14 protein-coding genes and 1 pseudogene are annotated in these 11,810 nt (G+C 39.4%); 13 read left to right on the forward strand and 2 right to left on the reverse strand.

The window, feature by feature from the left end:
• Positions 1 to 71 precede the first annotated feature (71 nt).
• The 9 genes from HT708_RS02895 (at position 72) to pepF (ending at position 7,357) form a co-directional block, all read left to right on the forward strand.
• Positions 72 to 293 carry a hypothetical protein gene (locus HT708_RS02895; RefSeq protein WP_000425689.1) on the forward strand — a complete coding sequence of 74 codons (222 nt, stop codon included), beginning with the start codon at positions 72 to 74 and terminating at the stop codon, positions 291 to 293.
• Positions 294 to 771: 478 nt separating this feature from the next.
• Complete coding sequence (locus tag HT708_RS02900) at positions 772 to 951, forward strand: type II toxin-antitoxin system HicA family toxin (protein ID WP_054387996.1); 180 nt, start codon at positions 772 to 774, stop codon at positions 949 to 951.
• 36 nt (positions 952 to 987) lie between these two features.
• Positions 988 to 1,440, forward strand: coding sequence for a type II toxin-antitoxin system HicB family antitoxin (locus tag HT708_RS02905; protein ID WP_000961810.1), 453 nt, complete (start codon positions 988 to 990; stop codon positions 1,438 to 1,440).
• A 290-nt stretch (positions 1,441 to 1,730) separates the two neighbouring features.
• The gene (locus HT708_RS02910) at positions 1,731 to 2,201 is read left to right on the forward strand and encodes a DUF3013 family protein (protein ID WP_000257085.1); all 471 of its coding nucleotides are present in this window, start codon (positions 1,731 to 1,733) and stop codon (positions 2,199 to 2,201) included.
• 18 nt (positions 2,202 to 2,219) lie between these two features.
• The gene (locus tag HT708_RS02915; RefSeq protein WP_166728123.1) at positions 2,220 to 3,308 is read left to right on the forward strand and encodes a site-2 protease family protein; all 1,089 of its coding nucleotides are present in this window, start codon (positions 2,220 to 2,222) and stop codon (positions 3,306 to 3,308) included.
• Positions 3,289 to 3,717: an NUDIX hydrolase gene (locus HT708_RS02920; protein WP_000418168.1), complete on the forward strand. Its 429-nt coding sequence runs from the start codon at positions 3,289 to 3,291 to the stop codon at positions 3,715 to 3,717. Before HT708_RS02915 ends, HT708_RS02920 begins: the two co-directional genes overlap by 20 nt.
• A gap of 137 nt (positions 3,718 to 3,854) precedes the next feature.
• Positions 3,855 to 4,805 carry a 50S ribosomal protein L11 methyltransferase gene (gene prmA / locus HT708_RS02925; protein ID WP_172925967.1) on the forward strand — a complete coding sequence of 317 codons (951 nt, stop codon included), beginning with the start codon at positions 3,855 to 3,857 and terminating at the stop codon, positions 4,803 to 4,805.
• A 1-nt stretch (position 4,806) separates the two neighbouring features.
• Positions 4,807 to 5,550 carry a 16S rRNA (uracil(1498)-N(3))-methyltransferase gene (locus HT708_RS02930; protein WP_172925954.1) on the forward strand — a complete coding sequence of 248 codons (744 nt, stop codon included), beginning with the start codon at positions 4,807 to 4,809 and terminating at the stop codon, positions 5,548 to 5,550.
• Positions 5,551 to 5,560: 10 nt separating this feature from the next.
• On the forward strand, positions 5,561 to 7,357 hold the full coding sequence (pepF, locus tag HT708_RS02935) for an oligoendopeptidase F (protein ID WP_172925955.1): 1,797 nt from the start codon (positions 5,561 to 5,563) through the stop codon (positions 7,355 to 7,357).
• A 60-nt stretch (positions 7,358 to 7,417) separates the two neighbouring features.
• Here the strand turns inward: pepF and HT708_RS02940 are convergent, their stop codons facing one another.
• A complete protein-coding gene (locus HT708_RS02940; RefSeq protein ID WP_000433071.1) occupies positions 7,418 to 8,095 on the reverse strand; it encodes a metalloregulator ArsR/SmtB family transcription factor in 678 nt (225 codons plus the stop codon).
• 267 nt (positions 8,096 to 8,362) lie between these two features.
• Here HT708_RS02940 and HT708_RS02945 point away from each other — a divergent pair, with 267 nt between their 5' ends.
• From HT708_RS02945 to HT708_RS02955, 3 genes are read left to right on the forward strand one after another with little or no spacing between them, the layout of a single operon-like run.
• Positions 8,363 to 9,475: a ThiF family adenylyltransferase gene (locus HT708_RS02945; RefSeq protein ID WP_172925956.1), complete on the forward strand. Its 1,113-nt coding sequence runs from the start codon at positions 8,363 to 8,365 to the stop codon at positions 9,473 to 9,475.
• A complete protein-coding gene (locus HT708_RS02950) occupies positions 9,445 to 10,215 on the forward strand; it encodes an ABC transporter ATP-binding protein (protein WP_050271274.1) in 771 nt (256 codons plus the stop codon). Before HT708_RS02945 ends, HT708_RS02950 begins: the two co-directional genes overlap by 31 nt.
• Positions 10,208 to 10,972 carry an ABC transporter permease gene (locus HT708_RS02955; protein ID WP_172925957.1) on the forward strand — a complete coding sequence of 255 codons (765 nt, stop codon included), beginning with the start codon at positions 10,208 to 10,210 and terminating at the stop codon, positions 10,970 to 10,972. Before HT708_RS02950 ends, HT708_RS02955 begins: the two co-directional genes overlap by 8 nt.
• Positions 10,973 to 11,131: 159 nt before the next feature.
• On the opposite strand, the pseudogene HT708_RS02960 reads toward HT708_RS02955, so the two are convergent.
• Positions 11,132 to 11,386 (reverse strand): annotated as a pseudogene (locus HT708_RS02960) (hypothetical protein); the annotation flags it as partial.
• A 44-nt stretch (positions 11,387 to 11,430) separates the two neighbouring features.
• Here HT708_RS02960 and HT708_RS02965 point away from each other — a divergent pair.
• Positions 11,431 to 11,739, forward strand: a complete 309-nt coding sequence (locus HT708_RS02965; RefSeq protein ID WP_226373096.1) for a hypothetical protein — start codon at positions 11,431 to 11,433, stop codon at positions 11,737 to 11,739.
• Positions 11,740 to 11,810: the final 71 nt, after the last annotated feature.

Below are 11,810 nucleotides of genomic sequence, written 5' to 3' on the forward strand. Positions count from 1 at the left end.
AGTGCTGACTTGAGAAATAATATTGCTGAATGTCATTGTATGAACTATAATGAAAAGAGAGGTGATAAGCAATGGAAATGATGGAACTACCAAGTCAGGAAATTTTGATTTTTACAAAACAAATTCGTCATTGGATTCTTAGTGATCAAGTTATTTCAGGGAAAAGAAAACTTTTCTTCCGAGAAGATACTCCAAAAGAGATTTTAGATTTGTACGAAAACATTAAATCTAAACTTGATTTTGCTTACCAAGAAGTTCATTCTAATAATGGGTTGAAAAAATATGAAAAATAGAATAATTGATGTTTTTGAAGTAGTAAATCGCCTCCTTGTAATAACTGTTGAAAATCCTGATTTTGAAGACTTGAGAGTTAATCATACTCAATGAAAATCAAAGAGCAAACTAGGAAACTAGCCGCAGGCTGTACTTGAGTACGGTAAGGCGACGTTGACGTGGTTTGAAGAGATTTTCTAAGAGTATCAGTTTGTAAAAATTGGAGATAAAAAATATAGAGTACGCAGTGTTCCTATGATTCATTCAACTCCGCCTCAATCTGTCTTAGATCGAGATACTTTTACAATTGACTATACAGATGATGAATTGCTCGATAAAGAAGCAGTTTTTACTACTCATTAGAAAATAGGTATGAATAAATTGGCTTCCCTTAGAACCACATCGAGGGGCTTTTATGTATAATAGAATAATAAGTATCACTCCTTTACAATACGTGTAACACGTGTTATAATGGTGTTGTCAGGAGGTAAAAGCGCTATGCCTATGACACAAAAAGAGATGGTTAAACTCCTTACGGTCCATGGTTGGATAAAGACTAGAGGCGGTAAAGGTTCCCATATTAAAATGGAAAAGCAAGGGGAAAGACCTATCACAATCCCTCATGGTGAGCTGAATAAGTACACTGAAAGAGGGATAAGAAAGCAAGCTGGGTTGTAAAATTCAGTCCCTGCTTTTTGATATGGAGGTAGTGAAATGTTAGTTACGTATCCAGCTTTATTTTATTATGACGACACAGACGGAACAGAAGCGACTTATTTTGTCCATTTCCCAGATTTTGAATACTCAGCTACACAAGGAGAGGGGATTTCTGAGGCTTTGGCTATGGGGTCAGAGTGGCTAGGGATAACTGTTGCAGATTTGATAGAGAGTGATGGAGAGTTACCTCAGCCATCAGATATCAATAGCTTGTCTTTAATTGATAATGATCCTTTTAAAGATGATGAAGATTTCGTGTCAACCTATGACCTTGATAAATCTTTTATTTCTATGGTATCTGTTGATGTATCAGAATACCTAGGAAGTCAGGAACCCATTAAAAAGACCTTGACCATACCAAAATGGGCAGATAAGTTGGGACGAGAAATGGGACTTAACTTTTCTCAGACTTTGACAGACGCTATTGCAGATAAGAAAGTTCAAGCCTAAGATTAAGCGTGGTATCGTGGTAATAGTCAATAAAAAAGCACGTCCACTTGTGCTAGTTACTCGCCTATTGATTTTATAGATTTATTAGCCCTTTCGAGGGCTTTTTATATTGATTTTTATGAGAAATGAAGAAATCAGACTTTTAAGAAAATCATTGATACCAAGGGTTTAAATGAGGTAATATGGTATAATTAGGACATAAAATAATTTTGTGGTAAGATGGTAGTATCTATTTTAGCATATTTCCGAGCAATCGGGGCGATTAAAGAGTCGCATAGAAAGAGGACAAAATGGCAACATACGGATTTTTAGATATTTTAGAGGAAGAGTTGGACAAGAACTTTCCCTTTGACTTTGAGATTAGTTGGGACAAGCGTAACCACGCGGTAGAAGTGAGTTTTCTATTGGAAGCGCAAAATGCTGCAGGTGTGGAGATGGTGGATGAAGACGGAGAGGTTTCATCAGATGACATTCTTTTTGAGGAAGCGGTCCTTTTCTACAATCCTGCTAAGTCAACCGTCAATGCAGAAGACTATTTAACGGTTATCCCTTATCTACCTAAAAAAGGATTTTCTCGCGAGTTTTTAGCTTATTTTGCCCTTTTCCTTAAAGATACTGCTGAGGTTGGGCTAGATGTCCTCATGGACTTTTTGGAAGACCCAGAAGCAGAGGAATTTGTCATGGAATGGAACCAAGAAGTCTTTGAAGAAGGAAAAGTTGGCTTGGAAGAGGGAGAATTTTACCCTTATCCAAGATACTAGGAGTTGGTTGGAGGTGTTATGAAGAAAATTGGGACTTATTTGGTTTATGTGCTAGCTGTTGTCTTTATTATGCTAGCTTTTGCTTGTGGAACAATCGCATTTGCAGAGTTGGGGTATTCCGCAGTTTTAGCCTTTACTTTTGGTTATGCCTTCGCTCTTCTAAGCATGTATTTAATCTTTATTCTTCATGAGCTGGGTCATGCTTTTTGTGGCTACTTGACAGGCTATCGGCTGGTGGCTTTTGGATTAGGACATTTTATTTTGACCAAAAAGTCAGGCAGGTTTCATCTTAGTAGAACAGCCATTCTGAAAAATGTTGGTGCTCAATACATTGGTTTAAAAGAGGATGAAAGCGATCAAAGAATCATCCTGATGCTTTCAGGAGGCTTGATGGTTCATCTCGGCTTGATATTATTGGCGATATTGTTTGGATTTTTGACAAGAAGCTGGTATTTTGCAGGGACTTGGATTTTTCTTAATTTATCTTTCTTCCTAAATAACATTTTGCCAGTCGACATCACCGATGGAGCAAAAATTTGGGAATTACTACAACACCCTGAAAATACCAAATACGCCTACCTGGTATTGAGACATTCTGCTCAAACTTTGCTGGCTCCTCAAGAATATGATTTGAAAGACTTTGTTCAAGCAGTTCCTGAGGATGTACGAGGGAGTTTTGCGGATGGTGTATTAGGTATGCAAGGTGAAGTTTCCATTTTGGAAGGGAAGGAAGAAGTAGCTAAACAGCAGTTTCAAGCATTACTTGAGAGGACAACTACTCCGATGATGCAGACAGTTGCCCAACTATCCCTGCTTCATATCGCCTTGTTGGAAGGAGATTTTGAGCAAGCGGAGCAATATGCTAGTATTCGACAGGTCAAATCGTTTCTGTCTCTCAAACTGTCCAATCTTCAAGTGATACAAGCCTGGTATCAATTAAAGGTGAAGAAAGATGTAGATCGAACTCGTAAGGCTCTCAAGATTGCTAGACAGAAAATGGATAGTAGTCGAATGTTGAGGGACGAGAAACGCTATTATGAAAACTTGTTAGCAGAGCTGGAAAAGGAAATGTTAGAAGGAACTGAAGATGGAACTAGAAATTTCTGATTTCCAAGGTTGCAAGATTGCCCTCTTTTGTGGGGATAAGCTACTGACGATTTTGCGTGATGACAAGGACGATATCCCTTGTCCCAACATGTGGGAGTTGCCAGGTGGTGGCCGTGAAGGGGACGAAAGCCCTTTTGAATGCGCTCGGCGTGAAGTTTATGAGGAACTGGGAATTCATTTAGATGAAGACTGTCTGCTTTGGAGCAAGATTTATCCTAGCGTAATTTTTAAAGGCAAGAAATCGGTCTTTATGGTTGGTCAGCTAAGACAAGAACAATTTGACAATATCATCTTCGGAGATGAAGGACAGGGCTATCAGCTGATGAATGTTGAGGAATTTCTTAGTTCCAGTCAAGTTGTGCCTCAGTTGCAAGAGAGATTAAAAGATTATTTAAAAGTAAGTGATTAGAAAGGATGGTTCGGTTACATTTCTAAACTGAACCCGCCCTAAACACTGTGCCAAAAAGATAAACTTCTCTTAGACACAAGCGTCTTCAGAGAAGTTCCTATTTTGGATTTGTGTTTTACGGGCTTGGTATCTTAATGATGGAAACATGGCAAGAGTTAAAAGTTACAGTGAAGCGTGAAGGGGAGGAATTGGTTTCCAATCTCTTGATCGAGCTGGGAGCGCAAGGCGTTGCGATTGAAGATAGCATGGACTATGTGGGAAATGTTGACCGCTTTGGCGAGATTTTCCCAGAGGTTGAGCAGCAAGAAGAAATCGTTGTGACAGCCTACTACCCTGAAACGGTGGACGTGGCAGTGGTTGAGGCGGATTTGCAGGCTCGCCTAGCAGAATTGACAGATTTTATGGATTTGGGTGAGGTCAAGATGGGGACGACTGCCTTGGCTGAGGAAGACTGGGCAGACAACTGGAAGAAATACTATGAACCTGCTCGCATCACTCATGATTTGACCATCGTTCCCTCTTGGACAGACTATGAGGCGACTGCGGGGGAAATGATTATCAAGCTGGATCCTGGCATGGCTTTTGGTACTGGAACCCACCCAACTACCAAGATGAGCCTTTTTGCCTTGGAACAGGTTCTTCGTGGTGGCGAAACGGTGCTAGATGTGGGGACTGGTTCAGGGGTTCTCTCTATTGCCAGCTCGCTTCTGGGGGCTAAAGAAATTTTCGCCTATGACCTGGATGATGTGGCGGTTCGTGTGGCTCAGGAAAATATTGAGCTCAACCCTGGCATGGAAAATATCCATGTAGCGGCTGGAGATTTGCTTAAGGGTGTGGAAATTGAGGCAGATGTGATTGTGGCTAATATCTTGGCGGATATCCTCATTCATCTAATAGACGATGCTTATCGCTTGGTAAAGGATGAAGGCTACCTGATCATGAGTGGCATTATCAAGGACAAGTGGGACATGGTGCGCCAGTCGGCTGAGTCAGCTGGATTTTTCCTCGAAACTCACATGGTTCAAGGGGAATGGAATGCCTGCGTCTTCAAGAAGACCAAGGATATTTCAGGTGTGATTGGAGGCTAGGATGCAACAGTATTTTGTCAAGGGGAGTGCAGTCTCTCCTGTCACCATCGAGGACAGGGAAACCAGCAAGCATATGTTTCAGGTTATGCGCTTGAAAGAAGATGATGAGGTTACTTTGGTCTTTGATGATGGAATTAAGCGCTTGGCGCGCGTGCTGGATGTGGAAGCTCGTCAGTTTGAATTGGTAGAAGAACTAGATGACAATGTGGAACTGCCAGTCCAAGTGACCATCGCATCTGGATTTCCCAAGGGAGACAAGCTGGAGTTCATCGCTCAAAAAGTAACCGAACTGGGGGCTAGCCAAATCTGGGCCTTTCCTGCAGACTGGTCAGTTGCCAAGTGGGATGGCAAGAAATTGGGTAAAAAAGTTGAAAAACTAGAAAAAATTGCCCTTGGAGCAGCCGAGCAAAGCAAGCGTAATATTGTACCAAGTATTAAACTTTTCGAGAAAAAAGCAGATTTTCTAGCTCAGCTGGACCAGTTTGACTCTATCATAGTAGCCTATGAAGAATCAGCTAAAGAAGGAGAAGCCGCTGCGCTTCTGCAAGCAGTCACTGGTCTTGAAACAGGAGCCAAACTGCTCTTTATCTTTGGTCCAGAAGGCGGTCTCTCACCTGCAGAAATCGAAAGTTTTGAAGCTAAAGGAGCCGTTTTGGCAGGCCTAGGTCCTCGTATTTTGCGAGCAGAAACAGCACCGCTTTACGCTTTATCAGCCCTTAGTGTTTTATTAGAATTAGAGAAATAAGAGGAAGAAAATGGAACAAAAACACCGTTCAGAGTTTCCAGAAAAGGAACTTTGGGATTTAACAGCTCTATACCAAGACCGTGAAGATTTCTTGCGTGCAATCGAGAAGGCTCGCGAAGACATCAATCAATTTAGCCGTGATTACAAGGGTAATCTTCATACTTTTGAGGATTTTGAAAAGGCCTTTGCGGAATTGGAACAAATCTACATCCAGATGAGCCATATTGGTAACTATGGTTTTATGCCTCAGACGACAGACTATAGCAATGACGAATTTGCCAATATTGCCCAAGCTGGGATGGAATTTGAAACAGCTGCCAGCGTAGTATTGACCTTTTTTGACGATGCTTTGGTAGAAGCTGATAAGGAAGTCTTGGACCGTTTGGGTAAATTGCCACATTTAACAGCGGCCATTCGTCAGGCAAAAATCAAAAAAGCCCACTATCTAGGGGCTGATGTGGAGAAGGCCTTGACCAATTTAGGAGAGGTTTTCTACAGTCCGCAGGATATTTACACTAAGATGCGAGCTGGGGATTTTGAAATGGCTGACTTTGAAGCCCATGGTAAGACCTACAAAAACAGCTTTGTCACCTATGAGAATTTCTACCAAAATCACGAGGATGCTGAGGTTCGTGAGAAATCTTTCCGTTCCTTCTCAGAAGGTCTTCGTAAGCACCAAAATACGGCTGCGGCAGCCTATCTAGCCCAAGTTAAGTCTGAAAAATTGTTGGCAGATATGAAGGGATATGACTCTGTCTTTGATTATCTTCTAGCTGAGCAGGAAGTGGATCGTGCCATGTTTGACCGCCAGATTGACCTCATCATGAAGGATTTTGCGCCAGTTGCCCAGAGATACCTCAAGCATGTTGCCAAGGTCAATGGTCTTGAAAAGATGACCTTTGCAGACTGGAAATTAGATTTGGACAGCGCCCTGAATCCTCAAGTGACCATTGACGACGCCTATGATTTGGTCATGAAGTCAGTAGAACCTTTGGGGCAAGAATATTGTCAGGAAGTTGCTCGCTATCAAGAAGAGCGCTGGGTGGACTTTGCTGCTAACAGTGGCAAGGATTCCGGCGGTTATGCGGCGGATTCATATCGCGTGCACCCTTATGTCCTCATGAGCTGGACAGGCCGTTTGAGCGATGTCTATACCTTGATTCATGAAATCGGGCATTCTGGTCAATTCATCTTTTCAGACAATCATCAGAGTTACTTCAATGCTCACATGTCGACCTACTATGTTGAAGCGCCGTCAACTTTCAATGAATTGCTTCTCAGTGATTACTTGGAGCATCAGTCTGACGACCCTCGTCAAAAACGCTTCGCTCTGGCTCACCGCTTGACAGACACCTACTTCCATAACTTTATCACTCACCTTTTGGAAGCAGCATTCCAGCGTAAAGTGTATACATTGATTGAAGAAGGGGAGACCTTTGGAGCAAGTAAGCTCAACAGCATTATGAAGGAAGTTTTGACCGATTTCTGGGGAGATGCCATTGAAATCGACGATGATGCAGCTTTGACTTGGATGCGCCAAGCTCACTACTACATGGGCTTGTATAGTTATACTTACTCAGCAGGACTAGTTATCTCGACAGCTGGTTACCTTCATCTTAAAAACTCTGAAACCGGAGCTGAAGACTGGCTCAATCTCCTCAAATCAGGTGGTAGCAAGACACCGCTTGAGTCAGCCATGATTATCGGAGCCGATATTTCAACAGACAAACCACTTCGTGATACCATCCAATTCTTGTCTGATACGGTTGATCAGATTATCGCCTACAGTGCCCAGTTGGGAGAGTAAGGGGAATAGAGAGGTTGTTATAGAATTGGTATGGACAGTTATTTGCTTAAAAATCCATGTTTAAATCCCCCACTCCTTTTCGAGGAATTCTTTGCCCTGCTCTGTAATGGTAAGTGAACGTGGCGTTTGTGCAGGGATGACCAATTGTTTTTCACTGAAAAATTCTAAAAGAGCATTGCCGAGAGCTCCGCCGACATGATTTTTACGTTCGCTCCAATCCAAACATTTAGGGCAAAATTTCCGTTTTTTCTTTTTCAATTCATCCGTATCAATGTGTAATTTTCTTTGGAAATAAGACTTCCCAGCTTCAGTGAGTTGGAAGTCTTTTTCTGATTCGCTGAGGAGATTTTCTTGCAAGAGATAATTGGTAATGGAAATGCCAAGCTCACCAGCAATATGGTCATAGCAGGTGCGAGCGACCTTTAATTCCTTTTTGTGAATGTGTTGTTTATAACTTTTGACATCACGCTGAGGAGAGTAGAAGCTGAGAAATTCCAGCATTTCTGCAATGGCAGCACTTTTTAAAGAATAATAATGAAAACGTCCATAGGTTTGTAGAGTGGTTACCTGTGCTTCGGTAAGTAATTTGAGGTGATAGCTGACAGTATGTTGCTTGATTTTGGTAAAGCTGGCAATTTCGTTAACCGTGTGAGCTTTTCCATCCATTAGAATATCTAAAATGTGCATCCGAGAAGGGTCTGATAAGAGTTTTGTGATGATGAAAATATCTGGTTCCATAAAAATTTTCTCCAAATTTCATATATCGATGATTTTCTATCTTTTATTATACTATAATTAAAGCACAAGATAAATAGATTTTTAAAATGTTTTACTAGAGAATATTTTAAATTTTATTGTCTGAGTTTAAATGGAGGTAAAATTACAAAAGTAATTGCAGCAGTATCCACAGTTGAAGGACGTTAATCTTAAGATTACATTCTCAACATTTTTTCAAAAGTGAATGGATTTTTCCATTCCTTTTGTCTATTTTAGGAGGAAATAGAATTGAATTTACCTAAAATTAAAGATATTCATAGTGTCCTATTTTTAAAGGATAAAATTAGATTAGGTATAGGAAAAGATTATGGTATTGAGATTGAGAATCTGGATGAGAAGTATACTCAGCTCATTAAGCTCCTCGATGGACAATACACAATCAATGAAATTTGTAGTTTAGTTGATAACTTGTCTTCTAATGATGTAGAAGAAAGTATTTCTTTACTAGATACACTAGGGTATTTGGAGGATAATTTTGTTACTACAACTGAATTAACTTCAGAAGAATTGGACAGATATTCCGTAAATCTTAACTTTTTTAATACTTTAGATACATTATCTTTAACAAAATATGATTATCAGTTAAAATTAAAAAAGACGCGTATTTTGCTCTTAGGTATTGGCGGTATAGGAAGTAATATCTGTCTAGCATTGGCTGAATTAGGTATAGGGCATATTACAGCAGTTGATTTTGATACGGTCGAAGCTAGTAATCTCAATAGACAAATTTTGTATTCGACATCTGATATTGGAAAAAGAAAAGTAGAGGCTGCAAAAGAGTCGCTTAGAAAGTTTAATCCTTTAATTGAATTTGAGGTACTTGATAAAGAGATAGGTTCAAAAGAGGATGTCGATGAGTTAATAAAAACTTCAAAATGTGATATCGTAGTAAATGTTGCAGATTATCCAACAGGCTATATTGATTTTTGGGTCAATGAAGCCTGTGTTCAATACAATAAATTATGTCTGTCTGCTGTGGTTGGTAAGAAAAATGGGAAAGTATATTCAATTATTCCGTATAAAGCAGCGTGCTATTACTGTCAGTTTTTAGAGGATTTGGAAAAAATTCCTGAGTATGCTGAGGAGTTGGAGACTGTTCGTACGATGACAAATTCATTGGAACTAGAGATGTTCAGAACTCCGAATGGTGCTTTAGGTCCTGCTTGTCTATTTCAAGGGTATTTTATTTCGTTTGAAATTTTAAGATATATTTTTTGGGGATACGAAGCATTGCTAACATTTAATAAAAGATTCTCAATTGACTTTATAACATTCGAACAACATTTTGATGAATTAACAAAGTATCCAACATGCTCTATTTGTGGGGGAAAGAAAGAGTGAAGAAGTTAAGTGTTAAAAATCTAAAAAAGCAATATGGTTCTTATGAAGCTGTCAAGGGAATTAGCTTTGAATTGGGAGAAGGAGAGTGTTTGGGGATCTTGGGAATCAACGGTGCTGGCAAAACATCCACTTTAAAGATGATTTACTCACTGACCTCAATTTCCTCAGGAGAGATTGATATCTTGGGGCAAAATATTGAAACCAATCGTCGTAAGAGTAAATCTTGTCTGGGTATTGTAGGGCAGGAGGATATGCTGGACATGACCTTGAATGTTTATGATAATCTTTTTGCTCACGGTCTATGTTATGGTATCTCATCTGTCGAACTTAGGAAGAGAATCGATTCTCTCTTGGATTTTGTTCAACTGAGCAAACATGCGCAAAAGATGGTGAATCAGCTGTCGGGTGGGATGCGACGACGTCTTGTCTTGGCAAGAGCTCTCATCAATCGGCCTGATATTATCATTTTAGATGAACCGACAGTTGGTTTAGACATTCAATCCCGCAATATTATTTGGGATAAACTTTTGGAGTTGAAGGAATTAGGTGTTTCTATCATTATTACTTCCCACTATATGAATGAGATTGAATATTTGACAGATAGGGTGCTGATGCTCCACCAAGGGACTATCAAAGAAGAAGGAACTGTAGAAGACTTGCTCATCAAGTATGATTCTGACAACCTTGAGACGCTTTTTTTGGGGTTGACTGGGACAGAGAAGGAGGACTTGCATGTTTAAGTTATCATTTCAGTCCATCGGACACGTTGTGGTACGCAGCTACATGAGTTTTAGAAATTTATTTAAAATTTCAATTGTCCCCAACCTTATCGACCCCCTTTTTTATCTTTTAGCAATGGGATTTGGAGTTGGTGCCTATTTGACGCATGTTAACGGTATGCTCTACCGTGATTTTGTCATTACAGGTTTAATTGCTGCGACTGCCATGTCTGCGGCTACCGCAGAAACAACGGTCAATGCCTTTATCCAGTATAATATTGAAAAGACTTATGATGCTATGTTGATGACGCCAATCAATACGAGTGATATTGTGGTGGGTCAGGCTATCTGGGCAGGTATTCGTGCAGTGATTTTTGGTGGGATTTTTTGGCTGATTTCCATGTTTATCACAGCGCATTTTCATGTCTTGATGTTATTGATTCCTCTGATTTTATTTATAGTGGGTTATTTGTTTGGTGTTTTAGGACTAATCTTTACCTACTTGGCGCCGTCTAGGGAATTTCTGAATTACTACAATGTTTTGGTAATCCGTCCTCTTTATATGTTTTCAGATACCTTCTTTCCCATTACTTCCTTGCCCCCAATACTTGGTGATTTGACTTGGTTTTCTCCCTTGTATCACGCTACCCGCATGATTCGTATTATATGGGGAGGTGAGGTGACAGATTTGTATCTTCATCTTATCTGGTTGATAGCCTTGGAGCTCTTGATAACGGTGCTTCCTATGTATATGTTACATCGTAGATATTATAGATAGTCTAATTATTTGTGATGTTGTAGTCATATTCTAATTTATACTAAACGTTATTCGAATTTGGACAGGTATGGGAACTGTGCCTATCAATATTGTAATTTATTGAAGTTGAAATGGTACGGTTCAGTTTTTAAAATATTGTTAGAAATTGTTTTAAATTCCCTAATCAATTTGTATAGTTTTTATTTCATTGCCAAATTTCAAGTTCAAGTTATCTATCAAGAAGTCTTCTCTGGGGGACTTGTAGTTCAAGTGTTTTTTAGGATAGTTATTAATCCAATTTTCGATGAATGCGACTTCTTTGGGAGTCGTTTTCTTAGTTCCTTTAGGTAACCATCTCCGAATGAGCCTATTGTGATTCTCATTAGTTCCCCTTTCCCAAGAGACATAGGGGGGTGCATAATAGATATGCTCCTTATAGAGCTGTAATCAAGAAAACACGACATTTTTTAAAAACAGATATGGGAACACATAGAGTAATTCCTTTATATTTATTTAATTTAGAATTATTATTAAAAAATAATTTGTTAGATAGCGCTCAATTTTTTATAGATGATTTAGAAAATTTACTGACCAGACAAGGATATTATTTTGAAAAGACTTATTTGCTTTTTTTAAAAGGTATTTATCTCATAAAAACGAATCAAGTAGAGTTAGGCAAAAAAGAATGTTCCAAAGCTATGAGAATATTTAAGGAATATAATGATAGTGTCACAATAGAGAAATTAAACAAGACCTTTAAATCAGATTTTACCATTTATACTCAATGAAAATCAAAGAGCAAACTAGGAAGCTAGCCGCAGCTTGCCCAAAGCACTGCTTTGAGGTTGTGGATAGAACT

The organism is Streptococcus sp. 3613 (assembly GCF_013277375.1).
Classification (GTDB): domain Bacteria; phylum Bacillota; class Bacilli; order Lactobacillales; family Streptococcaceae; genus Streptococcus; species Streptococcus pseudopneumoniae.

Coding starts and splice junctions, on each gene's coding strand:
- HT708_RS02905 (WP_000961810.1), top strand. CDS start 988: ATGTTAGTTACGTATCCAGCTTTATTTTATTATGACGACACAGACGGA.
- HT708_RS02920 (WP_000418168.1), top strand. CDS start 3,289: ATGGAACTAGAAATTTCTGATTTCCAAGGTTGCAAGATTGCCCTCTTT.
- HT708_RS02915 (WP_166728123.1), top strand. CDS start 2,220: ATGAAGAAAATTGGGACTTATTTGGTTTATGTGCTAGCTGTTGTCTTT.
- HT708_RS02940 (WP_000433071.1), bottom strand. CDS start 8,095: ATGGAACCAGATATTTTCATCATCACAAAACTCTTATCAGACCCTTCT.
- HT708_RS02930 (WP_172925954.1), top strand. CDS start 4,807: ATGCAACAGTATTTTGTCAAGGGGAGTGCAGTCTCTCCTGTCACCATC.
- HT708_RS02900 (WP_054387996.1), top strand. CDS start 772: ATGCCTATGACACAAAAAGAGATGGTTAAACTCCTTACGGTCCATGGT.
- HT708_RS02910 (WP_000257085.1), top strand. CDS start 1,731: ATGGCAACATACGGATTTTTAGATATTTTAGAGGAAGAGTTGGACAAG.
- HT708_RS02895 (WP_000425689.1), top strand. CDS start 72: ATGGAAATGATGGAACTACCAAGTCAGGAAATTTTGATTTTTACAAAA.
- HT708_RS02965 (WP_226373096.1), top strand. CDS start 11,431: ATGGGAACACATAGAGTAATTCCTTTATATTTATTTAATTTAGAATTA.
- pepF (WP_172925955.1), top strand. CDS start 5,561: ATGGAACAAAAACACCGTTCAGAGTTTCCAGAAAAGGAACTTTGGGAT.
- prmA (WP_172925967.1), top strand. CDS start 3,855: ATGGAAACATGGCAAGAGTTAAAAGTTACAGTGAAGCGTGAAGGGGAG.
- HT708_RS02955 (WP_172925957.1), top strand. CDS start 10,208: ATGTTTAAGTTATCATTTCAGTCCATCGGACACGTTGTGGTACGCAGC.
- HT708_RS02950 (WP_050271274.1), top strand. CDS start 9,445: ATGCTCTATTTGTGGGGGAAAGAAAGAGTGAAGAAGTTAAGTGTTAAA.